We start from the raw sequence: 25704 nt of genomic DNA on the forward strand, positions 1-25704 counted from the left end.
TCGCCGCGAGTCCCGCGGCGTGAACACTCGTGGTGGTGGCGGTTCCGGAGGCCGTATTGCTGTCCCGGCGGACATTACTGCGGGTGGCGGCCCTCGGCGAATTCCTCGACGATCTTCGCGCAGAACGCGGGCAGGTCGTCGGGGTTGCGGCTCGACACCAGCCCGTTGTCGACCACCACTTCCTCGTCGACCACGTTGCCGCCGGCGTTGCGGATGTCGGTGCGCACGCTGGGATACGACGTGAGGGTGCGGCCGCACACGACGTCCGCCTCGACGAGTGTCCAGGGTCCGTGGCAGATCACGCCCACTGGTTTGCCCGAGGTGACGAAGTCGCGGACGAAGCCGACGGCCGACTCGTCCATCCGGAGGTGGTCGGGGTTCGTGGTGCCGCCGGGCAGGATTAGTGCGTCGAAGTCGGCGGCGGACACGTCACCGACGACGTCGTCGACGGCGTAGGTGCCGGCCTCGTGCACGTCCGAGTTCATGGCCTGGATCTTGCCGGGGGATAACGAGATCAGCCGGACTTCCGCGCCGGCGTCTTCCACGGCTTTCCGGGGTTCGAGGAGTTCGACCTCCTCGACGCCGTCGGTGGCCAGGATCGCGACCTTGCGGCCGCGAAGTGTCTGTGCCGATGTCATGAGTGCTTCCTTCCTCTCGTGGGCACACAGACGGGTACCCGGGTGACCGGAGGTCAATCGGGGTAAGAATCAGAGTCGTCGGAGATCGGTGGTGGTCGACACCGGTTTTCTGCATGAGCGGCGCCGCCACCGCGTCCGGGAGGTACCCGACGATCTGCTGGGCGAGCTTGCCGATCGGTGAACCGTGCGCCTCCATGCCGACCGCGTCGATCACCGAGTCGGTGCCGCGACCGTCGGTCGCGTCGCGGATGACGTCGGCAGCACATCGGGCAGATAGACGAATCGGGAATCGGCGGGCCCTCTGGGACTTTCATGTGGGTGAACTGGGCTTGGGGCACGCGCAGGTACTCGGCGTGTCCTCCCGGCCCCTCGCCGTAGAGCTCTACAGGTGCAGGTCGGACCCGCAAATGTTCGTCGTGGTGACCTTGATGGCGGCGTCCGTCGGTTGTTCGATCTTCGGGTCGGCGACGGTGTCGACGCTGACCTTTCGTTTGCCTTGCCACGTAACTGCGCGCACTGGGAACCAGACCTCTCGTCGGTCGATGTGTGTTTCGGGTGCCGACGGCGACTGGCGGTAAACCCCGCTCCGGGCTCCGATGGTCCCTCGGCACGGCGTGGACGGCGGCCGCGATGCCGCGGTAGCGCTCGAGCAGTAGCTCACCGCCGTAAGAGATCCACGAGCGCAGAAAGTCATTGACCCGCAGGTCTTGGGGAAATCGACCTGTCGTCGGACGCGGATGACCCGCCCGAGGAGCAACCCCACCACTGCGTTCAGTCGATTGAGCGTGCGCACCTGGGGGTAGTCCATTCGAGTAGCCCGCACAGTCAGAAAAATCCATCCGTGGGAGCCAAAGATGATGATCAGTCTGCAGGTCGCGATCGCGGCGGTCGCGGGCTATTGGCTGGGGCGGTCCTACCCCACGAAGCCGGGGATGGCGCTTGCCGCGGCGAGTGCCGGACACCTCGGCGGGAGCCCGCAGGAGATGGTCGACGACACCACGAACCTGCTCGAGACATCACCTGAGTTCGCCGCCCTCGACGAATCGGTGCGCGGTCAACTCCTCGACGCCGTGAGAATGGCGGCCATGGCCGCCGTCACCGCCCGGATCGAGGCCGACGGTGAGGTTGCCGGCGCTAGTGACGAGGCTCCGCAGACTACCCACGAGAGTGTCGAGGACACCCCGGACACGACCGGAGAAGTCGCCGCCGCCGACACCACAGGACCCGTCGTCGACGGCATCGAAACCACCGCCACCGGTGATCGTGTAGCGGCGGCGCGCATGCACGAAAGCGGAGAAGTCATGCGACGAGGACGAGTGCGCCGACCGCCGGACACATCCGAACACGACGCCCAGCCGGACACCGGCGCCGACGAAGACACCGACAACGGTACGACGGCAGCACTGGCCGACGATGCCCCCGCCGCAGACGACGGCAACGCCGTCGCATCCACACCCTCCACTGCCGAGGTCCGGGCCTGGGCCCACACCCACGGCTTCGCCGTCTCGGACCGCGGGCGACTGAGCGCCGAGATCTGGAAGGCCCACGCTGCCTCACCTACACCACCGCCCACTGCCGAGGTCCGGGCCTGGGCCCACACCCACGGCTTCACCGTCTCGGACCGCGGGCAACTGAGTGCCGAGGTTCGGGAGGCCTACGCCGCCACCCACCCCGCGCGCTGAGACTCGGAGCCCCGTCGTGTGTGTCAGCCGTGGGGACAGGCTCAACAGCACATCAGCAATGCCGGGGTATGTCCGTGGCCAGCGTCAAGTGTGTCGTGATCAACGCCCACGACATCAGCGGACCTCGCCGGTTCCGTCTCGAACGTGAAAATCAACCGAATAGACTCTGGTGCAATTGAACTCGATCACAGCCCGGTCCAGATGGCCAATCTGCTCTGCTGGGGTGGGACCGACTGGCCCCTTGCCGCTTCTCGACTTCTCCCGGCCGACGAGTACGGGCCTACCGGGTGGGACGAGGCGGCCGGGCAGGCTGGGTTGAGCGATCATAACCGCATCAGGATTTCCCTCTCCGTATCGGATCGTTCACGGTCCTCGGCGGTGACCAACGTGCGGTGGTCCGGCGTTTGCGCAGCCAGTTCTGCACGTACGTGCATTCGGGGATGATCGCGAGGTCACGGGTGCGGGCATCGTCGAGCGTCTGCTGCACCAGTTGGCCGGTGTATCCCGTGCCCTCGTACTCGTCGCCGACCTCGGTGCGGGTCAGGGTGAGGGCCTTCCCCTCGACGGAGGCGTTCTTCCTTCCTCGGTGGGACGAATTTTCACGTCGGTGCTCGAAGCGCCTCGCCCGCGGAGAACCGCGATTACTTGTCGGTGGCCAGCCCGATCGACACGACTGGGCGGGAAACAGCAGATCGCGGGGAGGTAGGCGAGAGAGCCGCGGCCCAGCGGGTGGCCATGTTCGGCATGGCGTAGAGGTGATGGCCGCGTGACCACCTTGGCGAGGTGCCCATTCGAATCCGGTGAGGCCGTGACCCATCATGAGGATGCGAGTTGGCTCTCCAGGTGATTCGTACGTCATAGGGGACGCATTGCCCAACTCGGGCCCGAACGAGACAATCACCCCGCCGCGGCAGCGCGGTGTGAGGACGTGAAGACGAGTACTCGCGGAATCGAGGACGATCAACCGGGATCGAATGCGTAGTGGCGGAACATCAGTGCCTTGCCGAAGACAAAGTACCACCGTCCGTCCTGGCTGCGAGTGTCGCCGGTGGGATCGCCGCCAGCGCGGTATCCGTCGCCTTCGGGGTCGCGTACCCCTGTGTCCCGTGCCCGCGGCGGTGGCGTGGACCTTGCCGGTTGCGGCGGATCTCGAGTGCGACCGGTACCGTGCATCACCTGTTCCCTCCGTGCGGCTGCGGTGGCAAAGGAATGCGGAGGGTCGAGTGCGCGCGTAAGAGGGCGAGAGACGCGGACAGCCGGGTCGATTGCTGGTACATCGGATGGATGGTTTCTCCTACATGGATCGACACGCACGTCCATCTCGTCGACTTCTTGCAGCGGCCGGGGCCCATGCCCGACCTCCGGGACGGTCTCGTCCGCAACGGCGCCACGCGGGCAGTGGTGTTCGGACTGCCGGTGAAGAAGAAATGGTCGACGGCCGAACCTGTGCGTCCGGACTACTACCTCGACGACAACGCGCCGTGTCACTATCACTCGCTCACGGACGCGACGGTCCTCGACGTCCTCCCGGACCTCGAATCGGACGGCTCGCTCGACGTTGCCCCACTGGTCTGTGGGTTCGACCCGACCGACCTGCTGGCGATCGAGCACCTCGAGTTCGTGTGGAGCCGGTCCGACCGCTGGGCCGGTGTCGGCGAGGTGATGTTCCGGCACGACGACCTGACGAACCTGACGTTCGGGGAGGTGCCGTCACCGGATCACGTCGCGATGGATCCCGTTCTGGACTTCTGTGCGCAGAACGACGTGCCGATCTCGCTCCACCATGATTCGAGTTCCGTCGGGATGCCCGATCGGCACGAATACGTCGGAAGTCTCGAGCGTGCACTCGAGCGTCATCCGTCGACGTCGGTGGTCTGGTGTCACGCGGGAGTGTCCCGGCAGGTCGACCCGTCCGGACAGCTCGATCTGGTGCGCCGGATGATCGAACGGCATCGCAATCTGACGGTCGAGTTGTCGTGGGTGTTGCTCGACCGTATCGCCGACGAGAGCGGTGCAGACGAGGACTGGGTGAGACTCGTTGCGCGGGAACCGGATCGATTTGTGGTCGGTACCGACGCCGTGGCACGGGCCGACGCGGTCGACACCCGAGGCCGGCAGATCCGAACCTTTCTCGCCGCGCTTCCGGCGAATGCGGCCGAATGCGTGGGTTTCCGCAACGCCGAGGCCCTGTGGTTCGGGTAGAGCGTGGGGATGGGCACAGCATCGAAACCCTGACCCTGGGTGTCTAGTTCGAGTCCTGGTGCAGCCAGTTCGCCGCATGCGGGGTTCTTCGCGGTCGAGAACGTCGACACGCTCAGCGACGCGGCCCTGTATGAGTTGCTGCTCAGCGAGTACCCGGACTGGTTGCGTGCCGCACGGCAGGCCCGGGTTCTCGGCTGAAGACCACGACCCGCCGCCTGGGGAACCATTGCGTGATCATGCTCAGCTGGTTCACCTGGCGGCCCCTCAGCGAGTCAATGCTCACCGTAACTCAGGCTTCCACCAATACGGCCGCCACCAGCTGCGCTGTGTTCGCCTGCCTGCACGGCGGGGACCGTCGTCGCGGTCGCGGCACGTGCGATACGCCGCCCCGGGGCGAGCTGCTCCTCGCCCGGAGCCTCTGACAGGACGGTCGTCGAGGTCTGTGAATTCGGCTGCAACAACGGCCGATAACATTCGTCACCGCACACGACACCCAGTGGTCCGCCCTGGGCTGCGGAACTCGCGATGCCGGAAATGTGGCTGCGGTGGGGGTCGTGCCTGCGGCAGACTGTGCCTGGTGATCCTGACGATTTCCACGACGGCACGACCGGCGACCGACCTCGGCTATCTGCTGCACAAGCACCCCGACCGGGTTCAGGAATTCACCCAATCCTGCGGTGTTGCCCGGGTGTTCTACCCGGAGGCGAACGAGGATCGTTGCACGGCGGCGCTGTTGTTGGATGTCGATGCGATTCGGCTCGCCCGCACCTCCCGCGGGTCGACACCGGACTACGCGCTCGGCCAGTACGTCAAGGACCGCCCGTACGCGGTGTCGTCGCTGCTGTCGGTGGCGTTGGCGGACGTCTTCCGCACCGCCCGCGCCGGCCGGTGCGCCATGCGACCCGAGCTTGCCGCCACACCGCTACCCCTGGAGATCTCGCTGCCCGCACTGCCGTGTCGCGGTGGACCGGAGTTGGCCGAACGCCTCTTCCGCCCGTTGGGGTGGGCCGTCGAGGCGGACGCCGTACCGCTGGACGACGCGTTCCCGGAATGGGGTGATTCCCGCTACGTGCGGCTCACCCTGAGTGGTGACATCCGCCTTGCCGACGCACTGAATCACCTCTACGTGCTGCTTCCGGTGCTCGACGACGCCAAACACTATTGGGTCGCCTCCGACGAGGTCGACAAGCTGATCCGGGCCGGTGCCTCCTGGCTCGCGGAGCACCCGGACAGGACCCTGATCACCGACCGCTACCTGCGGCACCAGTCCGCTCTCACGCGCTCGGCCTTCGAGCGGCTCGCCGAACTCGGCGACGACGTCGAGGAGCAGCTGGCACCGCCGGTCGACGAGGAGCCCGACAGTGACACGGTGCCCGCGGCGGACACCGTTGTGCCGACGCCGCTGACTGTGCTTCGGCGCGAGGCGGTCCTCGGGGTCCTCGGCGAGTTGGACGTGCGCAGAGTCATCGACCTCGGATGCGGTTCCGGGCAACTCGTTTCCGCGTTGTTGGACAATCCCGGTTTCACCGAAATCGTGGGTGTGGATGTGTCGACCCGAGCGCTGACACTCACGGCACGCCGGTTGCGGTTGGATCGGATGCCGGAGCGGCGACGGGAGCGACTGCAGCTGTTCCAGGCGGCGCTCACCTACACCGACCGGCGGTTCGCCGGCTACGACGCGGCCGTGTTGATGGAGGTCATCGAGCACATCGACCCGCCGCGGCTGACCGCACTCGAACAGGTGGTCTTCGGTACCGCCCGGCCCGGGCACGTGCTCGTGACGACGCCCAACGCCGAGTACAACGTGCGCTACACCGACCTGCACGGTATGCGTCACCGGGACCATCGCTTCGAGTGGTCGCGGCCGGAATTCCGGTCGTGGGCGGCCATGGTCTGCGATGTCCACGGCTACAGCGTCGACTTCCGTCCGGTGGGTGATGACGACCCCGAGGTCGGTTCACCGACTCAGATGGCGGTCTTCACACGGATGGGAGGCGGCGATGACTGACATCTCGGTGCCGGCGCTGTCGCTGGTGGTGCTCGTGGGAGTCTCCGGCAGCGGCAAATCCACCTTTGCCGCACACCATTTCGCGCCGACACAGGTGCTGTCGTCCGACTTCTGCCGTGGGCTGGTCGCCGACGACGAAAACGATCAGTCTGCCACCAGGGACGCCTTCGACGTGCTGCTCTACATTGCCGGGACCCGGCTGCGCCGCGGCCTGCTCACCGTGGTTGATGCCACCAACGTGCAGCGTGAGTCACGCAAGGCGCTGGTCGATCTGGCCAAGTCGCACGACGTCCTGGTCGATGCGATCGTGGTCGACGTTCCCGACGAGGTCGCGATCGAGCGCAACGCGGCCCGACCGGACCGCGGTTTCGGTTCGCACGTGATTCGCCGCCAGCACGAGGACCTTCGACGGTCGCTGCCGAAGCTCGGCCGCGAAGGCTTCCGCCGGGTGCACGTGCTCACCGGTGTCGACGAGATCGCTGTGGCGACAGTATCGACCGAGAAGGCGTGGACCGACAAACGGGAGTTGACCGGCCCGTTCGACTTCATCGGCGACGTGCACGGCTGCCGGAGCGAACTTCAGACGCTGCTGCGTGAGCTCGGCTGGACGCTCGAACCCGATGGCGGGGGCGCCTCCCATCCCGAGGGCCGGATCGCGGTGTTCGTCGGCGATCTCGTCGACCGCGGACCCGACACTCCCGGGGTGCTGCGCCTGGTGATGGGCATGGTGGCGGCCGGAACCGCGCTGTGTGTCTCGGGTAACCATGAACAGAAGCTTGCCCGGGCGCTGCACGGCCGGAAGGTCGCCACCTCGCACGGGCTGCAGGAGTCGCTCGATCAGCTTGCTGCGGAGTCCGACGGCTTCCGCAGGTCCGCGCACACCTTCATCGATGGCCTGATCAGTCACTACGAGCTCGACGGCGGCGATCTGGTGGTCGCGCACGCCGGGCTGAAGGAGGCCTATCACGGCCGCGCGTCGGCGAGGGTGCGCTCGTTTGCGCTGTACGGCGACACCACCGGCGAGACCGACGAGTACGGTCTGCCGGTGCGCTACCCGTGGGCCCACGAATACCGCGGTCGGGCCGTGATCGTGTACGGGCACACCCCGGTCCCGGAGACCGAGTGGATCAACAACACGATTTGCCTTGACACCGGTGTCGTGTTCGGCGGCCGGCTGACCGCGCTGCGCTACCCCAGCAAGGACATCGTGTCCGTTCCCGCAGAGCGGGTGTGGTTCGCACCGGTGCGACCACTCGGCACCGGCTCGGCTGCGCCGGGTCACCCGGCGCAGCGGGATCCGGCCCTGTTGTCCATCGACGACGTGGCCGGAACACGGCACATCGATGTCCGGTACAACAAGGGGCGCATCAAGGTGCGCGGCGAGAACGCCGCCGCCGCGCTCGAGATCATGAGCCGATTTGCCGTCGACCCACGCTGGTTGGTGTACCTGCCGCCGACGATGGCTCCACCGGCCACTTCGGACCTCGACGGCTACCTCGAGCATCCCGCCCAGGGTTTCGCCGAGTTCGCGGCGGTGGGGGTCACGGAGATCGTGTGCGAGGAGAAGCACATGGGTTCCCGGGCGATCGTCGTGCTGGCCCGCGACGCCGCGACCGCGGCGAAGCGATTCGGTATCACCGACGGCAGCTCGGGCATCGTCTATACCCGCACCGGCCGGCCGTTCTTCGACGATCCGACCCGGATGAGCGAACTGATCGACCGGCTTCGCACCGCGTGCGGCCCGCTGATGGAGGACCTCGGGTCGTCGTGGCTGGTACTCGATTGCGAATTGCTGCCGTGGTCGGCGAAGGCGGGAGAGCTGATCCGCAGCCAGTACGCGTCGGTCGGTGCCGCGGCGGGTGCGGCGTTGCCGGAGGCGATTGCCGCGCTCGAGCGCGCCGCGACGCGGGGGTTGGACGTCGGCGACCTGCTGACCCACACGCGCACCCGCGCGGACAACGCCCGTCGGTTCCGGGAGGCATACGCCCGGTACTGTTGGCCGGTCGACGGCCTCGAGGGGGTGCGACTGGCACCGTTCCAGATCCTCGCCTGCGAAGGCGGGGCGCCCGCGGTCGCCGAACCGCACTCCTGGCATCTGGCGAAGCTGGCGATGCTCGACGACCCGCTCATCGCCGAAACCAGACACCAGTTCGTCGACCTCACCTCGGATACATCCCGCGATGCGGCGACCGCCTGGTGGTCGGGGCTGACCGACGCCGGCGGTGAGGGCATGGTGGTCAAACCCCTCGGCTCGACACCCGCGGAACTGGCGCACAGGCGGATTCAGCCCGGAATCAAGGTGCGGGGCAGGAGTACCTGCGGATCATCTACGGTCCCGACTACACCGAGCATCTCGACGTGCTGCGCGACCGGTCCCTGGGCCGCAAACGATCGATGGCCCTGCGTGAACATGCACTCGGGCTGGAAGCTTTGACCCGGCTCACCGAGGGGGACCCGCTGTGGCGGGTGCACGAGCCGGTGTTCGCGGTCCTTGCGCTCGAGTCCGAGCCAGTCGACCCACGGTTGTAGTGTGATGGTCTCCATCGGTCGGGCACGGTAACCATTCGTCCTCGAGATGGCGCTTACGCTGGGTGGCACTGACGCCGCGCCGGGGAGAGCCAAGAAAGCGATGTGGCTCCGCCAACAGCATCAAGCGCGGACCATCGACGCCGACCCACCTCACAGGTGTACTCGCTGTGGGCTTCCGGGCGGGGGTACGTGCCCCGGCGCTACCGGGGTTCTCTCGGTGGTATGTCGAACTGATTCCACTCCTGTGCCCAGCGCCGCAACCGGTTTCGGGTGAACAGTCTGCGTGCGAGTGCCGTGGAGAGCAGGACGGCGCCGGCCGCGAGTGCCCACACTCCGCAGGCGGCAGTCAGGGCCAGGACGGTGTTTTCCCGGCTGTCGGGGACGGGCCCGGTGAGGTTGCCGTCGGCGTCCACGTCGATGGTGACGGTCTGGCCGGCCTTCGCGGGCATGTCGGTCGGCACGGCGCCGACGCGCTCCCCGTGGGGAGTGGCCCAGCAGGCCCGGGCGGTGCTCCGGCTGCCGGCGGGACGAATTGTGTACTCGGGGGAGTCAGGGGCGAGATAGGTGTCCTCGAGCAACACCGCGGGGACGTGGTCCACGCGGGCGCGCAGCGCCTGGGCTTGCTGTTCGAGCCGGGTGTGCGTCGCGCTTCCGAACGCGGCCGCGACAGGGATCAGCAGCAGCACCACGCCGCAGCGAGCAGGATGAGGGTGGCCTCGAAGCGGTCGCTTCGGCGCATCAGGTGGTTGCGGCTCCACGGGCGCAGCCGCCACCACCGGATCGGCCTTGGCCACCGGTACTGGTGCCGGTTCTCCCCGACGCATGGTCACCTCCCGCAGGATCTCCGCTTCCCCTTCCTTCGATTGTGCGACGAAATCGAAATCCGCACGTTGTCCAGCAGGCCTCGGAAAGCTCGCGGAGGTCTTTCAGGCCGAGTGCTTCTGGATGTACTCCTCGACTGCCTCGCGCATGAGTTCGCTGGGCTTGCGGTGCTGACGCTGCGCGAGTTCGTCGAGCTTGTTGCTCAGCGGCAATGGAAGCCGGACCTGGCGTTTGGGTGATACGCCGCTGATACCCGCCTCCTGCGCCAGGGACGGGCGGCCGGCGCCGACCCGCTCGAGCAGGGCCCGGCCGGCGGCGGCGGCGTCCTCGCCGCGCTTGGCGGTCGCCGAGTCCTTCGGCAAAGTCATGTGGTGCTCGGCCCACTCGGCGAGCTCGTCGTAATCGGTGTTCTTATCGTTGCTGTTCATCGGTATGTCACCTCTTTGGGGTGGTGGTGCTGGGTGATCCCTTCGGATACCCGCGTGGATCGGTGGTGCATCGGGTTGCGGCGCCGGACGCCTTCGCCCCGGCACCTGACGGATCAGGGACGGTCCCTCATGCGAGCAAGGTGCTTTTCCCGCGCCTCCATCACATGGAAGACCACCATGCCCCTCGGTGGAACGATCTCCACCATGACCTCGAGCAGCGGCCCACCCAGTGTCCGCGGGGGACCGATGAACAGCCAGGGCTTCGCGTGACCGGGGACGCGGGGTTCGTCGAACTCCTGCTCCACGTAGAGTGCGTTCTCGATCGCGTACAACGCGTCCTCGTGGTCGATCCCGTGCTTGTCGGCGCTGTTCGCCCATTCGACTGCCACACGAATACTGTACTACAAAATCACTGGTTTCTGTAGTACAAAATTGCGCTATCTTGGTCGAGTGATCATCGATGACCGGCAGCGTATGGCCATGACATTCATTCAGACGGCCAATGCGGGTGTGCATCGACCGTTGGGTGAGAGCAAAAGGACACACCCCATGTTCGAGGACGCCGCAGAATCACCGCTCACCCCGATTCCCGCCCCCACGCGCCTGATTCCCGGCGTGGCCCCGACGGTCGCGGACTTCTCGCCACCGCGAAGGGCATCCTGATGGCCACCCTGTTGCAGCGACGCGCAGGCTTTCGACGAACTCCTCGACGTTTCCCGCCGTCATCACCTGGCCGTGGTCGGTGCGCCGCTCGGCATCTGGTCGACCTCGCCGCCGGTGCTTCGCCCGGGCGGCGCACACCGAACGCCGTCCGGTTCGACGAATGGGAGCAGCTCCTCACCCAACTCCCCTCACCCCGGCACGCGCACGCGAGCTGACGCCGCAGCGGGCACCCGTCAGGTTCATGGTATCGAGGGGCGGTTCGGTTCGACACTGATCGGAAAAAGAAGCACACCAACGGATCTCGTCCCGACCCGCCCCGCCCGACGCGGGTGGAACATGTGTGACGCGACCCCGTCCAACGCGGGGAAACCACTGCTCGGACGGGGTGAGGCTCTCCGGCAACAGTCTGGGATGGGTGCCTGGGACGGTATGCCGTGTCCCGGGAGGGTGGGCCTTTCTGCTGGTAGCCCCCACGCCTCACTGCCGCAGAGTCGCGGACACGCCGCCGGTTCGCCCGGTCGCGCCTCGAATCCGGCCAATGGGTTGCTTCCTGAGAAATGAGCGTTACCGTTGAGGACAGAGGTTGAGTACACAGCCCGGCAGGCATTTGTCCGTCACCGGCTACGATTCTCGGCCTTTCTTTTGGGGTTTTCGGGCTGGTCCCACCCCGGAGGAAACCTCATGACCTACTTCCATTCCGTCCTCGACTCACCGGAACAGGTGCAGTCCTGGTTGACGGACACTTGGCGCCCGAACACCACCGCGGCGGCGGGGGCCACCGAATTCCGCATCGACATCGACGAGCCCCCCGGCGGTCCAGTGGTGATCCGGGTGGCCGGAAACGTGGACGCCGGCACCGTACCGGTGCTGTCGGCGTGCCTGCGCGAATCGGTGCTCACCGGGCACAGTGTCGTCGTCGACCTGCTGGATGTTCCGTTCCTCGGCTGCCCCGGGTTCGCCGCGTTGCACGACACCGCGACCGATCTGTCGGCGCAGCGGTGCCGCCTGACCGTGGCGGCATCCGCCGAGGTGCGCTCGATCCTGAGGAGGATCGGCCTCGGTGCGGCGGTGCCCTGCTTCGCCACCGTCGCCGCAGCATTCCACGGTGCCCGCGCACCCCAGAGGTGCGCCGGCCGGCAGGATCCGATCTCTTCGATCGGCCCCGGTCGCCCCGCAGGGCAGAGCGCTGCCCGATGACAGCAGCAGCACCGCGCCGATCGACTGTTTCTGCCGCCGTGTGGGCCACCCGATTGAGCACCCACAACCTCGACCCGGTGGCCGTCACCGGCGACGCCACTGGCCCCGGGCACCTGAGTTCGCACCAGGCCTGGGCCGGGACCCGTTGTGCGGCAACCGGTACACAGGACCGCCAGGGGCGGCGTTGACCGCGGACACGACCGAGGTGACCGAGCTGAGCCGGATGGTGGCCTTCGCATTGCGGTGGTGCGCCCATGGCGGTGGCCCTCCCGAGGTGATCAGGGCGGATTTCGGGATGGACACCGCGGCGTTCTTCCGGACCCTGGTCGGGTACCTCGACGTCGGGGCGCCGGCACCGCTGCGGCCGGTGCTGGTCGAGCGAATGACCACCGTCGCCCGTCGACGGCTCTGGCTGGGCACCTGATCACCCAACAGGCTGCCCGGTGGGTTATGTGGCTGTTCAACCGATTTCACCACGCGCGGCACGTTCGCCGCGCAGACCAGGAAACTGAGATGAGTGACACCGATCCGATGATTGCCGTACCCGCTCGCGCGCCGAGCGCTGTGCCGGCTTCCCGCCGTGAAGATACGCCGCGGACCGGACGGCCCGTCGACTGTGATGGCGGAGATTGGCGCATCCTGGGGTCGTGCCGGAACGCCTCGTCGTCGTTGTTCTTCTCTCCCGAGGGGGAGCGTGGTCGGGACCGGGCGCGGCGCGAAGCGCACGCCAAGCGCGTCTGCCAGGACTGCCCGGTGCTCACCGAATGCCGTGAGTATGCCCTGGCCGTTGCCGAACCGTACGGAACGTGGGGCGGGATGTCCGAGAACGACCGCAGGCGGCACACCCGGTGTCGGCAACGAGATGCACAAGGTCGGCCAACTCGAGACGGTGCTGATGTCCCGGGCCGAGATCGACCAGGCCAAGGGCATGCTGATGGTGATGCACACCATCACCGCCGATGAGGCGTTCTCCGGGCTGGTGAAGATCTCTCGCAGCGGACCGGCACCAAACTGCACCGCGTCGCCGCCTGACTCGTTGCACGAAGAGACAGGCGCAACATCACCGGGTGGCCGCAAGGTGATCGCCTATGGGCGAATGCCTTGAGATCGGGCAACGGCACCTAGCCTTGGACGGTTGGGCGGATGGTGATATCGCCGATTTCGACGTCGTGGGGTTGTTCGATGGCAAACGCGATGGCGCGGGCGACGGCTTCCGGCGGGATGGCGAATTCGTTCATGTTCCGCTGGATCTGCGCGCGGACCTGGGCATCGTCGATGGAATCGGCGAGATCGGTGCGGACCACGCCGGGCGACACCGACGTTGTCCGCAGTACGCCGTCGGTCGATTCTTGCCGCAGTCCTTCCAACAGGGTGCGGACGGCGTTCTTGGTTCCGGCGTAGACCGCCTGGGTGGGGACGATCTTCAGGCCGGACGTCGACACGGTGGTCACGAGATGCCCCTCGCCCTGTCGACGGAATATCGGAAGTGCCGCGGCGATGCCGTGGAGCACCCCACGGAGGTTGACGTCGATCATCGCCGACCAGCCGTCGACGTCAAGGTCTGCCATGTTCCCGATCTTGCTGATTCCGGCATTGTTCACCAGTACATCGAGTCTGCCGAACTCCTCTACGGCGCGGCCGACGAGCCGCTCGAGGTCCTCGGGGCGGGTGACATCAGTAGTGCAGGTGGCAGTACGTCCACCACGTTCACGGATGCCCTGGGCGAGCTCGTCGAGACGCTCGGTCCGACGCGCACCGAGGACGACCGCCGCGCCGCGCTCGGCGAGCAGGCGGGCGGTTGCCTCACCGATGCCACTGCTCGCGCCGGTGATGGCGACAACCTTGCCGTTGATGGCTGACATGTGGAATCCCTTCAATTAAAGTGGACATGTGTCCGCTTACGTTTCAAGTTAGCGGACACGTGTCCGCTTACTCAAGTCGTCATGCAGAGGACAGATGAACGCACCCCGCCGCCGCTCCGACGCTGCCGAGAATCGCGCTCGGATTATCGAGACCGCACGAACGGTCATCGCGAACTCAGACGAGCTGAGGCTCAACGCGATTGCCAAGCAGGCAGGGGTCGGCCAGGGCACCCTGTACCGCCACTTTCCGACTCGAGATGACCTGCTGGCCGAGGTCTATCGCAACGATGTCGAACAGCTCGTTGCGGCCGCGCCGGCGTTCCTCGCCGAGCATGAGCCGCTCAAGGCGCTGGCTTGCTGGTTCAACCGGGTGGCGGACTATGCACGAATCAAGCGTGGAGTGTTCGCCGCAGTCGAGACGGCGGTATGGCGGGACCTCTCCGCGCACAGCCTCGGTCCGATCGGTGATGCGGTGACAATGCTCCTTGCGGCCGGCAAAGCCGCCGGAGCGATCCGCTCCGATGTCGACGCTCGTGACGTCATCCTCCTCATCGGCTACCTGTCCCGGCTCGACGAGAACGAATGGGACACTCGAGCCCGGCACCTGCTCAGCATCGTCCTCGACGGATTGCGCCGGCGCGAGTAGAGATCGCCTATCGAGGCACCGGATGGCGATCGGCTTCCGAACATCAGATGCGGCCGAGGCCTGCTGTCTCGCGGAGGCATCTCAACCTGCTGACCTCAGCAGATGACATGTCCCGCGACGTCCGAAGGGACACGCACACAACGCGATACTGTCCACAACGTCCGAGTTCTGACAATGGGGGAGATGCAATTGACCGAGAATGCAGCACCCACATCGTCGCCGCTCGGGGAGATCCTGACCGCCGAGGAGATCGCCCGGGTGCCGCCGATAGTCTTTCGTGGTACGGGCGGACGTGGACCCGGATCCCCGGGGGCGGTGTCGTTGCCGCAGTTCAGTGGAGGGTGTCAGCTGTCGGAGAGGCGCATGGCGCGATGCCCGTTGCGGGGGTAGACCGGGCTCAGATCGCGCACGACGGGATAGCTGCAGTTGGTGGCCTGGACGGCTTGCCAGAGTCTGTCGACGAACTGGCGTGTGGTGATCCCGAATGTCTGGAACGTTAGTTCGGCGGGCACTCCTCCGTAGGGGACCCAGGTGTGGGCGAGTTCGATGGTCTTCTGGGCCTCGCGTATCTCGCGGGAAGGAGTGCGAAAGGCGCTGTGGAGCTGGTTCTTCCGGGAATGTTGTTCTGGCCTGACCCCGTAGGTGCGGGTCGGTCGATTCATCTCTTCGGGGGTTGGGGTGCGGCGTGTGGTGTTCGCGGCGCGTGGGGTGCCGGCAGTGGTCATCGTGGATTCCCGGGGTGAGGGGGTGGTGGTGGGTTCTGGTGTCAGTGGTCGACAGGGTTTGCACTGTTCATCGCGGACCAGTGCTCGAAGCTCCGCCGTGGTGCATAGGCGCCGGCGATGAGCCGGAACACGGCGGTCAGGCCGTGCAGTAGCAGGATCACTGTGCTGGCCTGTGCTGTCGGTGGATCGGGTGTGGTGCAGTTGTGTGGTGCGAAGACGGGAAGCGGCATCGTGGTCGATTCTGTGTGTTGGGCCGAACTATCATTGGCGAAGGCACGGATGGAGGTGACCTCGGCGGATGATCACCTGGCGCTGCTTTCGGCGTGGTTGCGGCGGGTGCCGAGGCCGGGGAGCCGATGCGTGGTGTTCTCGCTCCCTCGGAGGGCGGTGTCAGGGGCGGAGGGCCTTGACGATTTCCCCCACGACGGAGGGATTCTCGATCGTCGAGGGGATATCGGGTGTTTGCCCGTCCACGATCTGCCGTAGCGTGCGGCGCAGGATCTTGCCGGATCGGGTCTTCGGCAGTCCGGGGACGATGTCGACTCCGGAGAGGGAGGCGATGGCGCCGATCTTCGCGCGGACCAGGTCACTGAGCTCGGCCGGCAGGGTGTCGACGCGATCGGAGTAGAGGGTCGTCGGGACCACGAGTGCGCGCGGTACTTGTCCCTTCAGCTCGTCGTGTGCGCCGATGACGGCGCATTCGGCGACGCCGGGGTGTTCGGCGACGGCCGCTTCGATCTGTCCGGACGAGAGCCGGTGGCCGGCGACGTTCATGACGTCGTCGGTGCGGCCGAGGATGAACAGGTAGCCGTCGGAGTCGATGTAGCCTCCGTCGCCGGTGAGGTAGTAGCCGGGATAGGTGCTCAGGTAGGAACGTTCGAACCTGTCGTGGTCGCCCCACACCGTGGCGAGAGCACCGGGGGGAAGGGGCAGTTTGATGCAGACCGCGCCCTCCTCGCCGGCCGGGACGGGGGTGCCGTCGCTGTTGAGGATCTGCACGTCGTAGCCGGGGACCGGCACCGTGGCCGAGCCGGGTTTGGTGGGCATGGGTTCGAGGCCGAGCAGGCAGGAGGCGATCGGCCAGCCGGTTTCGGTCTGCCACCAGTTGTCGACGATCGGAACGTCGAGCATCTGGGTCAGCCACTGGTAGGTGTCGGGGTCCAGGCGTTCGCCGGCGAGGAACAGCCCGCGCAGTGTGGACAGGTCGTAGTCGCCGATCGCGTTCCCGTCCGGATCGTCGCGTTTGATGGCCCGGATCGCGGTGGGGGCGGTGAACAGGCCGTTGACCCGGTAGTCGGAGACGAGTCGCCAGAATGCGCCGGCGTCGGGGGTGCCGACGGGTTTGCCCTCGTAGAGGACGGTGGCGGCCCCGGCGAGCAGGGGTGCGTAGACGATGTAGGAGTGGCCGACCACCCAGCCGATGTCGCTGCCTGCGAAGAAGACGTCGCCGGGGCCGATGGCGAAGATGTTGTTCATCGACCACTGCAGCGCGACGGCGTGTCCGCCGTTGTCGCGGACGATGCCCTTGGGTTTTCCGGTGGTGCCGGAGGTGTAGAGGATGTACAACGGGTCGGTCGAGTCCAGTTCGACGCAGCCGGCCGGTTCGATATCAGGGGAGGACAACAGTGTGTTCCAGTCGATGTCGCGGTCTGTCAGCTCGGCGGGAGCCTGCGGGCGTTGGAGGATCACGCACCGCTGCGGGGTGTGGGTGGCGAGCTCGAGGGCGTGATCGAGCAGCGGCTTGTACTCGATGACGCGCTTGGGTTCGACCCCGCAGGACGCGGCGACGATCACCTTCGGTTGCGCATCGTCGATGCGGGTGGCCAGCTCGGCGGCCCCGAAGCCACCGAAGACGACGACGTGGACTGCGCCGATCCGCGCGCACGCCAGCATCGCCACGACTGCCTGGGGAATCATGGGGAAGTAGATCAGCACCCGGTCGCCCCGCCCGACGCCGAGCGAGCGCAGCGCCCCGGCGAACGTCTCCGTCATGGCAAGCAATTCGGAGTACGTGTAGGTCTCCCGGGTCTCAGTGACGGGTGAGTCGTAAATCAGTGCGGTCGCCGACCCGCGCCCGAGCTGGACGTGCCGGTCCAGGGTGTTGAAGCTGGTGTTGAGGGTGCCGTCGACGAACCACGTGTACCCGGGTGTGCCCGAGGTGGTTTCGAGGGTCTTGGTCGGCGCGGTGATCCACGTGATGTCCTTGGCGGCGTCGGCCCAGAAGGATTCGGGATCGTGCAGGCTGCGGCGATGCATGTGCTGGTATGCGGATACGGTCATGATGGAAACCGGCTTTCTGGCGTAGTTCTTTCTCTCGCAGCCCGATGCCCTGGATGCGCCGGGGTCGAGCACTGCAGTGCGCACCTCTGCGGGGTGCGCGGTGAGCTAGGGCGGGGATTGGTGCGGTCCGGTGTGGTTGATTCTGTGGACGAAACTCTCTGCCACCACCATCTGGCTGGGAACGATCCGAGTGAGGATGATCTTCCCGTCGGCGAACTCGACGACCAGGAGGCGCTGTCCGGGTATCGGGGCCTGCGCGGGCAGTGCGCCGGCGGCGTCGCAGCCGAGCAGGCCCGCGCCGACGACGACGCGTTCGGGGTCCACCCGGCGTCTGAGCGTCGGTGCACTCTCGAGGGCGGCGTGTGCCCCCGTCAGGACCCAGCACCATCCGCTCATGTGCACCAGAGTCCGGCCGATGATCGTCATGCCCTGCAGTGAGGCACCCCGGGAGGCCGCCGGCAGCGAGGAGCGAGGGGGTAGCTCTGCCTGGCTGTCCGCGCCGACGCGGGAGCTACCGGTCGAGCGCGGTGCCGGCTCGTCATGTCCGGTTCGATCGCTCACGTGTCCTTCCCTGGGGTGCAGTGGTGCTCGAATACTCATGTCGCTGACAGCCTCGCCGACGGGTCAGCACTGCTACCCCGACAGTGGTCGCGCCCGTGCGCACGCCAGGGTCCCGGTCGCCACGAGTGTCGATCCGAGTAGAGCTCCGCCGATACGGCCGGCGCCTCCGACCTGCCGGCCCCGCCCGTCGGTCCGGCCCACTCGCTCAGAAGCAGCGTGCCCTCGCCGCCTGTGAGCAGGTGCGCTCCCGCCCAAATCAGATGTGCCATCTGGGTATTGACCTCCCGTCCTGTCCGTGTGGCGGTCGGAGGACGCCGGGTGCCCAGCGGGCCGGCCGCCGCCCAGCCGGTCAACTGACGTCGACCCACTGGCTTTTGCCGAACGCGTCGAAACCGGAGAACTGCGTCCGCGACCACCGCGGCGTCCGATCCTTGTCGACCAGCGCCGCGCGGACACCTTCGACGAAATCCGCGGTGCGGGTCATCTCGAGGGCGACGTCGAGCTCGGCGTCCAGGCACCGTCCCAGATCGTGCTGGCGTCCCCAGGCCAGCAACGCACTGGTGACCTCGAGGCTCTGCGGCGACTTTGTCTCGAGAACTTCCAGGGTCTGCCTCGCCCAGGTGCTCGACTCGGCGCGCAGCCGCCGCGTGATCTCCGCGACGGTCGGCGCCGAAAAACACCGGTCGATGCCGGGGCGGTGTGCGGCGAGGTAACTGTCGGCCGGCAGCGTGTGCGGGGCCAGCCGGCGAAGACACTCGTCGATCGGCGCCCGCGGCGACGCGGCCAGGAAGCCGGGGACCGAGTCGATGTCCATGGACGGCACGAAGTGGGTGGCCAGACCCGTGTAGAGCCCATCCGCGGCATCGAGCCGATAGCCGGTCAGACCGATGTAGGCGCCGAGCCCACCGGGCAGCCGGGACAGGAAATAGCTGGCACCGATATCGGGGAAGAACCCGATAGTGGTCTCCGGCATCGCCAGCGCCGCGTTCTCGGTGACGACCCGGAAAGCGCCGTGGACCGACACACCGAGGCCGCCGCCCATGCAGATGCCGTTGATGAGGGCCACGAGCGGACTCTGGTACCGGGCCAGGTACAGGTTCAGCGCGTATTCGGTGGAGAAGAACCGTGCGCTGGCCGCGTAGTCCCCGGCCAGCGTGTTCTCCTGCACAGCGCGTATGTCCCCGCCGGCGCAGAACGCTTTCGGGTTCGTGCTGGAGATGACCACCGCGGTCAGCGATTCGCTCGCCCATGCGTGCAGCGCACCATCGATGTCGGCCACCATCTCCGAGGTGAGGGCGTTGAGGGCACGCGGCCGGTTGAGCCGGATGGACCCAATCGACCCCTCGACCGCGGTGAGGACGTGCCGCTCGGCGTCCGGGACGGTGCACACCGCAGCGGTCCCGGGCGCCGAGGTGACCTGGTCGATTTCACTCATGGGTCGGCATGGAGAAGTCGGCCCGGACCGGGGTGTCGTTCTGCCAGCGGGTGGTGGCAGTCATCTGCCGGGTGTAGAACGGCCGCGGCGGCGCCAGACCGGCGACGACGTCACCGATCTGGTCGACCGCGCCGCTGCCGGTCCGCATCAGGCGGGGGAGGGGGATAGAGGACATAATGCGCACGTAGGCCTTTCAGCGATTGTTGAACTCGGGGTCGCGCTTCTCGAGGAATGCGGTCATGCCCTCGGATTGGCCGTCGGTGGCGAACGCGGCGTGAAACAGGCGCCGCTCGAACCGCAGCCCTTCCCGCAGCGGGGTCTCGAACGCGGAGTTGACCGCCTCCTTCGCCAGCAGCACCGAGGGGCGGGAGAAACCGGCGATCTTCTTCGCGGCGTCGAGCGCTTCCGAGATGAGCCGGTCGGCCGGCACCACCCGGGCCACCAGCCCGATCCGCTCCGCCTCCTCGGCGTCGATCATCCGCCCGGTCAGCACCATGTCCATCGCCTTGGACTTGCCGACCGAACGGGTCAACCGCTGGGTGCCGCCGGCGCCGGGCAGGATCCCGATGGTGATCTCGGGCTGACCGAACTTCGCGGTGTCGGCGGCGATGATGAAGTCGCAGCTCATCGCGAGTTCGGCGCCGCCGCCGAGTGCGTACCCGGCCACGGCGGCGATGATCGGCTTGCGGGTCGTCGAGGCCCGTTCCCAGCTCGCGGTGATGAAGTCCTCGAGGTAGACGTCGGTGAACGACTTCGGTTGCATCTCCGTGATGTCCGCACCCGCGGCGAAGGCCTTGGCACTGCCGGTCAGCACCACGGAGCCGATGCTGTCGTCGGCCTCGGTGACATCGAGCGCGTGGGTCAACTCGACGGTCAGCGCGTCGCAGAGCGCGTTGAGCGCCGCCGGTCGGTCGAGGGTGATCAGCACTACCGAGCCGTGCGGTTCGACCCGCAAGTGTTGGTAGTCAGCGAATTTCGGTCGGGTCAGTTCCGCGGTGGGGTGCACGGGGATTCCTCCTTGGTGAGGGGGCGAGACGGCGTTCGAGCAATGCGGTTACGGCATCATCACTGACTTGCCATGGGTGTGGCCGTCAGCGAGGTCTTGGAGCGCGTCCGCGACGTCGTCGATCGGAATGGTGCGCGAGATCAGCGGCGTAATGGTCCGATGTCGGAAGAGTTCGAAAATGTCGGATTGGGCCTCGTGTAGGACGTCGGGGCGGTGCTTCCAGTACAACCCCCAGTGCAGCCCGGCGATCGTGTAGTTCTTGATGAACGCGTGAGTGAGCCGCGGCTGGGGGATCGTGCCGCCGGCGAAGCCGATCACGATGATGCGACCTTCGAAGGTGATGTATTTCGTCGCCTCCTGGTACGCGTCGCCGCCGACGGATTCGAAGACGATGTCGGCGCCCCCGCGGGGGGATTCAGCCCGTACCCGTTCCACGACATCTCCGTCGGTCCGATCGATGACCACCGGTACACCGTGCGCCTCGAGCAGGGCCTTCTTCTCCGGACCGGAGACGATCCCGATGACGGTGGCGCCGGCGGCCATCGCCACCTGCGCGGCGGCGAAGCCGACACCGCCGGCCGCGGCGGTGATGACGACCACGTCCCCGGCCGCCATCGCGCCACGCCGGTGCAGGCCGAGCCACGCGGTGAGATACGTCAGGTGCAACGTCGCCGCCGACGCGTCGGGGATGCCGGGCGGCACCGTGAGCGCTGCGGCGCTGTCCATGACCGCGAACTCCGCGAATCCGCCGTAGGGCAGCACCGGTTGCCCGACGACGCGGGCGCCGAGGAGATCCGCCTGGGCGGCGTCGCCGACCGAATCGACGACGCCGCAGGTCTCGAGCCCCGGCGTGAACGGGAGATCGGGCTTGGCCTGATACTTCCCGCGGCACAGCAGCACGTCGGCGAAATTGCACGAGGTCGCACCGACCCGGACCCGGATCTGTCCGGGCGCGGGTTGCGGCGGCTCGGTGTCCCGCAACAGCAGAGCCGTGCGCGGGTCACCGTGCCGCTGTACATGCCACGAGCGCATCGCTGGCACCGCCGATCTCAGTGCTTGCCGAGGTCCGGCGTGCTGGAGCCGATGAGGATGACGGTGTTGCCGAAGACCTCTTCGCCGCGCCCCATCTCGGCGTGCGCGCGCGGGATGTCGTCCATCGTCAGCACGCGGCCGACACAGGGGTCGATGCGCCCGTCGACGACCAGCCGGTTGTAGGCGATGGCCTGCTCGTCGTTGGTGCCGTGTGAGCCCTGCAGGCGCTTCTGCCGCGTCCAGTGGTAGCGCAGGTCGACCATGGCGTCGAAGCCGGTGGTGCCCGCGCAGATCGTGACCATGCCGCCGGGACGGCACAGGAAGATGCTGGTGGGGATGGTCGCCGCGCCGGGGTGCTCGAACACGATCGCGGGGTCTTCCTTCGCCCCGGCGATCTCCCACAGCTTCTTCCCGAACGCGCGGGCGCCGGCGGTCCACGCCTTCTGGCCGTCCTTGTCGTCGACCAGCGGTGGGATGCCCCAGTGCGTGAATTCGCGGCGGTTGATGTAGCCGATGGCGCCGTACTTCATCGCGTACGCGCCGCGCTCGTCGTCGGAGACGACGGCGACGGCCCGGCCGCCCGCCTCACGGACGAGCTGGCAGGCCTGGGTCCCCAGACCACCCGAACCGCCCCAGACGAGAACGAGGTCACCGTCCTGGACGGTGTTGCCCTGCCAGCCGTGCAGCATCCGGTACGCGGTGGTGCCGACCAGGGTGGGTGCGGCTGCTTCTGCCCAGGACAGGTGCGGGGCCTTCGGGAGTACCTGGTGTGCCTGCACGCGCGCGAACTGCCCGAAGGACCCGTAGTTGGTGTCGTATCCCCAGATCCGGGCGCTCGGGGCGATCATCTGGTCGCGGCCGGCGGTGATCCACGGGTCGTGCTCGTCCCAGACGCCGGGGTGGACGATTACCTCGTCGCCGACGTTGACGGTCTCGACACCCTCGCCGGTGGCGTACACGATCCCGGACGCGTCCGAGCCGCCGATGTGGAAGTCCTCGGTTTCGCCGCGCTTCTGGCGGGTGGCGACCTGATCCACCGGGTAACCGCGCGCGGCCCACACGTTGTTGTAGTTGATCCCGGCCGCCATGACGGCGATCAGTACCTCGCCGGGACCGATCTGCGGTGTCGGTACGACCTCCCGGCGGAACGCGGTCGCGGGATCGCCGTAGTGGCCGGGCCGGATGACCTGTGCGTGCATCGTCGGGGGCACGACGCCCACGGGCGGCAGGTGCCCGACATCGGGGATGTCGACGTGAGGATCGGAAACGGGTTGACGCTGGTCGTCGAGCAGGGTCACGGAGAACTCTCCTGAAGAAATAGTTCGAAGGGATTTGAACTATGGAACCATACGGGTTGCTGATGCCGCAAGGAATCCTTCCTGCCGGGCGGTGCTGGTGTGCGGCCGGGATGGCTCAAAAGTATTGCTGCGAGGCAGAATTAGGGCGAACATGGATCTCCGAGTTTCGCTACCTGCGGCCACCGAGGCTCCCGTCCGCCGCTGCTACCCCCTCGGCGCCCCCGCGTTCGAGGTGGCTGCTCCACTGCCCGTCGGCGAGGTGGGCGCGCGCCTCGCCGCGATAGCCGCGGTACCCGACGCCCGTATTCGTCGCCGACCGAGCCGAGTGGCCGGCGCGGCGCCGACCGTACACCCCACGAGGCAAGCGTCGAATTCTCCACTGCGCGAACGACCTCCACCTCCACGGCTGAACCGAATCGCGAAGAAAACGTTGCCGTTGCGAACGTTGTGACCCTCACGCCCCGTGGTGACGCAGGGCGGGGGCGGGAGCCCCTTGACAGCGTGGCAGGGGTCACATATTTTCATTTGAAACAAACTCAAATGGGGAAAAGTCCCTGAAGGTGGCACGAGATGGCAACTATCGGTTTGTTATACGTCGGGGCAGTCCTACTTCTGAACGGGCTGGTACTCCTGGAGGTGATCACTCTGCGTGCAGCTGCTCCTCTCAATCTCTTCGTCGGCACCTTGCAGTGCCTGATCCCGACCATGCTGATCATTCAGGCCGACAATGACCCGGGGCTCCTGCTGCAGGCCTCCGGCCTGTACCTCTTCGGATTCACCTACCTCTACGTGGGAATCGCCGGGCTGAGCGGCCTGGACCCCACCGGAATCGGGTGGTTCTCGCTCTTCGTATCCGTTGTGGCCTCGGTCTACGCCTGGATATCTTTCACACTGCTCGACGATTCCCTCTTCGGTGTCTTGTGGTTGAGCTGGGCGCTGCTCTGGGCGCTGTTCTTCATGCTCTTTGCACTCGGTCGCACGCGAATTCAGAAATTCACCGGGTGGACCACCATCCTCCTGAGTCAGCCCACCTGCACGATCCCCGCGCTGGCCTTGCTGGCCGGATACCAACCGCCACCGGCTACCGCAGCGGTTTCCGCTGTTGCGGTCCTCGGTCTCGTCGGTATCGCAGCGGCGGTGAGCGCACGGTCTTCCGTCAAACCGGCACTTGCGACACGCAACAATTTTGCGCACGCGGAATAGACGATTCGCTCAACGTTCGTCATTACACCAATAGTTCAGGGCCACAGAGAAACCCAACAAAGGAGTAAGTAGATGCGCCACGGAGACATCACCTCGAGCCCGGACACTGTAGGCGTCGCGGTCATCAACTACAAGATGCCCCGGTTGCACAACCGTGCGGAGGTTCTCGACAACGCGAACAAGATCGCGGAGATGGTGCGCGGCATCAAGTCGGGCTTTCCCGGACTCGATCTGATCGTGTTCCCGGAGTATTCCACCCACGGAATCATGTACGACGAGCAGGAAATGTTCGACACGGCAACAACCGTCCCCGGGCCGGAAACCGAAATCTTCTCCGCGGCCTGCCGCGACGCGGGAACCTGGGGAGTGTTCAGCATCACCGGCGAGCGACACGAAGACCATCCCCACAAGCCTCCGTACAACACCCTCATCCTGATCAACGATCAGGGCGAAATCGTCCAGAAGTACCGCAAGATCCTCCCGTGGACACCGATCGAGGGCTGGTATCCCGGCGACGGAACCTACGTTGTCGAGGGACCGAAGGGGCTGAAGGTCTCGCTGATCATCTGCGACGACGGCAACTACCCCGAGATCTGGCGGGACTGCGCGATGAAGGGTGCGGAACTGATCGTGCGTTGCCAGGGCTACATGTACCCAGCCGTCGAGCAGACCGTGACCATGGCGAAGGCGATGGCATGGGCGAACAACTCCTACGTTGCGGTAGCCAACGCGGCGGGCTTCGATGGCATCTACACGTACTTCGGGCACTCGTCGATCATCGGTTTCGATGGCCGGACCCTCGGCGAAACCGGGACCGAGGAGTACGGCATGCAGTTCGCGCAACTGTCGGTGTCGGCCATTCGCGAGGCTCGCCGAAGCGATCAGTCGACGAACCACTTGTTCAAACTGCTCCACCGCGGCTACTCCGGTGTCAATGCGGCCGGCGACGGGGATCGTGGCGTCGCAGAATGCCCCTTCGACTTCTACCGGTTGTGGGTCACCGACGCCGAGAAGGCGCGGGAGAAGGTCGAAGAAATCACGCGTGGCACGATCGGCGTCGCCGACTGCCCCGTGGGACAGCTCCCCCACGAGAAGTCCCACGAAGCCTGATAGCGAACGACGACGGCACCGATCCGGCGCGTCGGAGTAACCGCGCTCGGTGTCACACCGTCTGAGGTCAACGGGAGCGCCGGTGTCACTACCGGCGCTCCCGTCGGCGGTTCGCCGTTCTCGAACTCGCCTGCACGCGGCCAGTCCTCCCCTTTGCGGTGGTCACCAAATTCCAGGATCGCAAGCTCCACAACCGTCCCCGAGCGCCGGTTCCAGGCCCCCTTTGCCGGGCCGGATCCCGCGTCGAGCGGGTTCCCACCGGCGAAGATGCACCGTCCAAGGCGAGGAGCAGTCGTCGACTGCAGTTTCCGTGCTCTGCTCGCATCGAATGGGCGCCGTTCCCGGGGCTGAAACAGCAATCTCGAGGCGTCGGCCCT

At 66.7% G+C, this 25704-nt stretch carries 27 protein-coding genes and 2 pseudogenes; 12 read left to right on the plus strand and 17 right to left on the minus strand.

Going from position 1 to position 25704, the window contains the following annotated elements:
- Window positions 1-74 precede the first annotated feature (74 nt).
- Together JWS14_RS48775 and JWS14_RS48780 are read right to left on the minus strand one after the other, a co-directional pair.
- Complete coding sequence (locus JWS14_RS48775) at window positions 75-638, minus strand: type 1 glutamine amidotransferase domain-containing protein (protein WP_206017289.1); 564 nt, start codon at window positions 636-638, stop codon at window positions 75-77.
- Between the two features lie 94 nt (window positions 639-732).
- Window positions 733-1155: pseudogene (locus tag JWS14_RS48780) on the minus strand (hypothetical protein); the annotation flags it as partial.
- Window positions 1156-1492: 337 nt separating this feature from the next.
- Between JWS14_RS48780 and JWS14_RS48785 the strand changes: the two are divergent.
- On the plus strand, window positions 1493-2320 hold the full coding sequence (locus JWS14_RS48785; RefSeq protein ID WP_241031936.1) for an Lsr2 family DNA-binding protein: 828 nt from the start codon (window positions 1493-1495) through the stop codon (window positions 2318-2320).
- A gap of 334 nt (window positions 2321-2654) precedes the next feature.
- Here JWS14_RS48785 and JWS14_RS52185 read toward each other — a convergent pair whose 3' ends face one another.
- A complete protein-coding gene (locus tag JWS14_RS52185; protein WP_206017290.1) occupies window positions 2655-3179 on the minus strand; it encodes a GNAT family N-acetyltransferase in 525 nt (174 codons plus the stop codon).
- A gap of 425 nt (window positions 3180-3604) precedes the next feature.
- On the opposite strand from JWS14_RS52185, the gene JWS14_RS48795 reads away from it, so the two are divergent.
- From JWS14_RS48795 to JWS14_RS48810, 4 genes and pseudogenes are all read left to right on the plus strand, one after another.
- Complete coding sequence (locus tag JWS14_RS48795; protein ID WP_206017291.1) at window positions 3605-4522, plus strand: amidohydrolase family protein; 918 nt, start codon at window positions 3605-3607, stop codon at window positions 4520-4522.
- Window positions 4523-4561: 39 nt separating this feature from the next.
- Entirely contained in the window at window positions 4562-4720 is a 159-nt protein-coding gene (locus JWS14_RS48800; protein WP_241031937.1) for a VWA domain-containing protein, read from the plus strand.
- Between the two features lie 379 nt (window positions 4721-5099).
- Window positions 5100-6530 (plus strand): 3' terminal RNA ribose 2'-O-methyltransferase Hen1, encoded by a 1431-nt coding sequence (locus JWS14_RS48805; protein WP_206017292.1) that lies wholly within the window; start codon window positions 5100-5102, stop codon window positions 6528-6530.
- A pseudogene (locus JWS14_RS48810) lies at window positions 6523-9059 on the plus strand (polynucleotide kinase-phosphatase). The gene JWS14_RS48805 and the pseudogene JWS14_RS48810 overlap by 8 nt, the downstream one beginning before the upstream one ends.
- A 200-nt stretch (window positions 9060-9259) precedes the next feature.
- Here the strand turns inward: JWS14_RS48810 and JWS14_RS48815 are convergent.
- The 3 genes from JWS14_RS48815 to JWS14_RS48825 all read right to left on the minus strand — a co-directional run bounded on the left by JWS14_RS48815 (window position 9260) and on the right by JWS14_RS48825 (window position 10698).
- Complete coding sequence (locus tag JWS14_RS48815; protein ID WP_241031938.1) at window positions 9260-9883, minus strand: Rv1733c family protein; 624 nt, start codon at window positions 9881-9883, stop codon at window positions 9260-9262.
- Between the two features lie 102 nt (window positions 9884-9985).
- A complete protein-coding gene (locus JWS14_RS48820; RefSeq protein ID WP_206017293.1) occupies window positions 9986-10309 on the minus strand; it encodes a ribbon-helix-helix domain-containing protein in 324 nt (107 codons plus the stop codon).
- A gap of 113 nt (window positions 10310-10422) precedes the next feature.
- Window positions 10423-10698: a hypothetical protein gene (locus JWS14_RS48825; RefSeq protein ID WP_206017294.1), complete on the minus strand. Its 276-nt coding sequence runs from the start codon at window positions 10696-10698 to the stop codon at window positions 10423-10425.
- 955 nt (window positions 10699-11653) lie between these two features.
- Here JWS14_RS48825 and JWS14_RS48830 point away from each other — a divergent pair.
- The 4 genes from JWS14_RS48830 (at window position 11654) to JWS14_RS48845 (ending at window position 13274) form a co-directional block, all read left to right on the plus strand.
- Window positions 11654-12169, plus strand: coding sequence for an STAS domain-containing protein (locus JWS14_RS48830; RefSeq protein WP_241031939.1), 516 nt, complete (start codon window positions 11654-11656; stop codon window positions 12167-12169).
- A gap of 223 nt (window positions 12170-12392) precedes the next feature.
- Complete coding sequence (locus JWS14_RS48835) at window positions 12393-12593, plus strand: DUF3263 domain-containing protein (RefSeq protein ID WP_206017339.1); 201 nt, start codon at window positions 12393-12395, stop codon at window positions 12591-12593.
- A gap of 89 nt (window positions 12594-12682) precedes the next feature.
- Window positions 12683-13132: a WhiB family transcriptional regulator gene (locus JWS14_RS48840; protein WP_241031946.1), complete on the plus strand. Its 450-nt coding sequence runs from the start codon at window positions 12683-12685 to the stop codon at window positions 13130-13132.
- Window positions 13098-13274, plus strand: coding sequence for a hypothetical protein (locus JWS14_RS48845; protein WP_241031941.1), 177 nt, complete (start codon window positions 13098-13100; stop codon window positions 13272-13274). Before JWS14_RS48840 ends, JWS14_RS48845 begins: the two co-directional genes overlap by 35 nt.
- Window positions 13275-13290: 16 nt before the next feature.
- On the opposite strand, the gene JWS14_RS48850 is transcribed toward JWS14_RS48845, so the two are convergent.
- Window positions 13291-14031 (minus strand): SDR family oxidoreductase, encoded by a 741-nt coding sequence (locus tag JWS14_RS48850; protein WP_167114164.1) that lies wholly within the window; start codon window positions 14029-14031, stop codon window positions 13291-13293.
- A 94-nt stretch (window positions 14032-14125) separates the two neighbouring features.
- Between JWS14_RS48850 and JWS14_RS48855 the strand changes: the two genes are divergently transcribed.
- Entirely contained in the window at window positions 14126-14677 is a 552-nt protein-coding gene (locus JWS14_RS48855) for a TetR/AcrR family transcriptional regulator (protein ID WP_206017296.1), read from the plus strand.
- A 344-nt stretch (window positions 14678-15021) separates the two neighbouring features.
- Here the strand turns inward: JWS14_RS48855 and JWS14_RS48860 are convergent, their stop codons facing one another.
- From JWS14_RS48860 to JWS14_RS48905, 10 genes are all read right to left on the minus strand, one after another.
- Entirely contained in the window at window positions 15022-15402 is a 381-nt protein-coding gene (locus JWS14_RS48860; RefSeq protein WP_206017297.1) for a hypothetical protein, read from the minus strand.
- Between the two features lie 41 nt (window positions 15403-15443).
- Window positions 15444-15632: a hypothetical protein gene (locus JWS14_RS48865; RefSeq protein WP_206017298.1), complete on the minus strand. Its 189-nt coding sequence runs from the start codon at window positions 15630-15632 to the stop codon at window positions 15444-15446.
- 160 nt (window positions 15633-15792) lie between these two features.
- Entirely contained in the window at window positions 15793-17682 is a 1890-nt protein-coding gene (locus JWS14_RS48870; protein ID WP_206017299.1) for an AMP-binding protein, read from the minus strand.
- Window positions 17683-17787: 105 nt separating this feature from the next.
- Entirely contained in the window at window positions 17788-18243 is a 456-nt protein-coding gene (locus tag JWS14_RS48875; protein ID WP_206017300.1) for a hypothetical protein, read from the minus strand.
- Between the two features lie 349 nt (window positions 18244-18592).
- On the minus strand, window positions 18593-19678 hold the full coding sequence (locus tag JWS14_RS48880) for an enoyl-CoA hydratase/isomerase family protein (RefSeq protein ID WP_206017301.1): 1086 nt from the start codon (window positions 19676-19678) through the stop codon (window positions 18593-18595).
- The gene (locus JWS14_RS48885; RefSeq protein WP_206017348.1) at window positions 19671-19853 is read right to left on the minus strand and encodes a hypothetical protein; all 183 of its coding nucleotides are present in this window, start codon (window positions 19851-19853) and stop codon (window positions 19671-19673) included. Before JWS14_RS48885 ends, JWS14_RS48880 begins: the two co-directional genes overlap by 8 nt.
- Window positions 19854-19871: 18 nt before the next feature.
- Window positions 19872-20684 (minus strand): enoyl-CoA hydratase, encoded by an 813-nt coding sequence (locus tag JWS14_RS48890; RefSeq protein ID WP_275957912.1) that lies wholly within the window; start codon window positions 20682-20684, stop codon window positions 19872-19874.
- 48 nt (window positions 20685-20732) lie between these two features.
- Window positions 20733-21716: an NADPH:quinone oxidoreductase family protein gene (locus JWS14_RS48895; protein ID WP_206017302.1), complete on the minus strand. Its 984-nt coding sequence runs from the start codon at window positions 21714-21716 to the stop codon at window positions 20733-20735.
- A 17-nt stretch (window positions 21717-21733) separates the two neighbouring features.
- Window positions 21734-23008 carry a crotonyl-CoA carboxylase/reductase gene (ccrA, locus tag JWS14_RS48900; RefSeq protein ID WP_420855188.1) on the minus strand — a complete coding sequence of 425 codons (1275 nt, stop codon included), beginning with the start codon at window positions 23006-23008 and terminating at the stop codon, window positions 21734-21736.
- A 175-nt stretch (window positions 23009-23183) separates the two neighbouring features.
- Entirely contained in the window at window positions 23184-23378 is a 195-nt protein-coding gene (locus JWS14_RS48905) for a hypothetical protein (RefSeq protein WP_206017304.1), read from the minus strand.
- A gap of 206 nt (window positions 23379-23584) precedes the next feature.
- On the opposite strand from JWS14_RS48905, the gene JWS14_RS48910 reads away from it, so the two are divergent.
- Both JWS14_RS48910 and JWS14_RS48915 read left to right on the plus strand, forming a co-directional pair.
- Entirely contained in the window at window positions 23585-24217 is a 633-nt protein-coding gene (locus JWS14_RS48910) for an AmiS/UreI family transporter (protein WP_141474552.1), read from the plus strand.
- 72 nt (window positions 24218-24289) lie between these two features.
- Complete coding sequence (locus JWS14_RS48915; RefSeq protein WP_141474551.1) at window positions 24290-25327, plus strand: aliphatic amidase; 1038 nt, start codon at window positions 24290-24292, stop codon at window positions 25325-25327.
- Window positions 25328-25704 lie beyond the last annotated feature (377 nt).

It is taken from the genome of Rhodococcus koreensis (genome assembly GCF_017068375.1).
Taxonomy (GTDB): domain Bacteria; phylum Actinomycetota; class Actinomycetes; order Mycobacteriales; family Mycobacteriaceae; genus Rhodococcus_F; species Rhodococcus_F koreensis.

What these genes read in the sequence shown, in the direction of transcription:
- JWS14_RS48860 (WP_206017297.1), bottom strand. Translation starts at nt 15,402, where the DNA reads ATGACCACTGCCGGCACCCCACGCGCCGCGAACACCACACGCCGCACC.
- JWS14_RS48885 (WP_206017348.1), bottom strand. Translation starts at nt 19,853, where the DNA reads ATGTCCTCTATCCCCCTCCCCCGCCTGATGCGGACCGGCAGCGGCGCG.
- JWS14_RS48855 (WP_206017296.1), top strand. Translation starts at nt 14,126, where the DNA reads ATGAACGCACCCCGCCGCCGCTCCGACGCTGCCGAGAATCGCGCTCGG.
- JWS14_RS48865 (WP_206017298.1), bottom strand. Translation starts at nt 15,632, where the DNA reads ATGCCGCTTCCCGTCTTCGCACCACACAACTGCACCACACCCGATCCA.
- JWS14_RS52185 (WP_206017290.1), bottom strand. Translation starts at nt 3,179, where the DNA reads ATGACGTACGAATCACCTGGAGAGCCAACTCGCATCCTCATGATGGGT.
- JWS14_RS48815 (WP_241031938.1), bottom strand. Translation starts at nt 9,883, where the DNA reads ATGCGTCGGGGAGAACCGGCACCAGTACCGGTGGCCAAGGCCGATCCG.
- JWS14_RS48820 (WP_206017293.1), bottom strand. Translation starts at nt 10,309, where the DNA reads ATGAACAGCAACGATAAGAACACCGATTACGACGAGCTCGCCGAGTGG.
- JWS14_RS48775 (WP_206017289.1), bottom strand. Translation starts at nt 638, where the DNA reads ATGACATCGGCACAGACACTTCGCGGCCGCAAGGTCGCGATCCTGGCC.
- JWS14_RS48830 (WP_241031939.1), top strand. Translation starts at nt 11,654, where the DNA reads ATGACCTACTTCCATTCCGTCCTCGACTCACCGGAACAGGTGCAGTCC.
- JWS14_RS48880 (WP_206017301.1), bottom strand. Translation starts at nt 19,678, where the DNA reads ATGAGTGAAATCGACCAGGTCACCTCGGCGCCCGGGACCGCTGCGGTG.
- JWS14_RS48915 (WP_141474551.1), top strand. Translation starts at nt 24,290, where the DNA reads ATGCGCCACGGAGACATCACCTCGAGCCCGGACACTGTAGGCGTCGCG.
- JWS14_RS48850 (WP_167114164.1), bottom strand. Translation starts at nt 14,031, where the DNA reads ATGTCAGCCATCAACGGCAAGGTTGTCGCCATCACCGGCGCGAGCAGT.
- JWS14_RS48870 (WP_206017299.1), bottom strand. Translation starts at nt 17,682, where the DNA reads ATGACCGTATCCGCATACCAGCACATGCATCGCCGCAGCCTGCACGAT.
- JWS14_RS48910 (WP_141474552.1), top strand. Translation starts at nt 23,585, where the DNA reads ATGGCAACTATCGGTTTGTTATACGTCGGGGCAGTCCTACTTCTGAAC.
- JWS14_RS48835 (WP_206017339.1), top strand. Translation starts at nt 12,393, where the DNA reads ATGGTGGCCTTCGCATTGCGGTGGTGCGCCCATGGCGGTGGCCCTCCC.
- JWS14_RS48895 (WP_206017302.1), bottom strand. Translation starts at nt 21,716, where the DNA reads ATGCGCTCGTGGCATGTACAGCGGCACGGTGACCCGCGCACGGCTCTG.
- JWS14_RS48785 (WP_241031936.1), top strand. Translation starts at nt 1,493, where the DNA reads ATGATGATCAGTCTGCAGGTCGCGATCGCGGCGGTCGCGGGCTATTGG.
- JWS14_RS48795 (WP_206017291.1), top strand. Translation starts at nt 3,605, where the DNA reads ATGGTTTCTCCTACATGGATCGACACGCACGTCCATCTCGTCGACTTC.
- JWS14_RS48845 (WP_241031941.1), top strand. Translation starts at nt 13,098, where the DNA reads ATGCTGATGGTGATGCACACCATCACCGCCGATGAGGCGTTCTCCGGG.
- JWS14_RS48840 (WP_241031946.1), top strand. Translation starts at nt 12,683, where the DNA reads ATGAGTGACACCGATCCGATGATTGCCGTACCCGCTCGCGCGCCGAGC.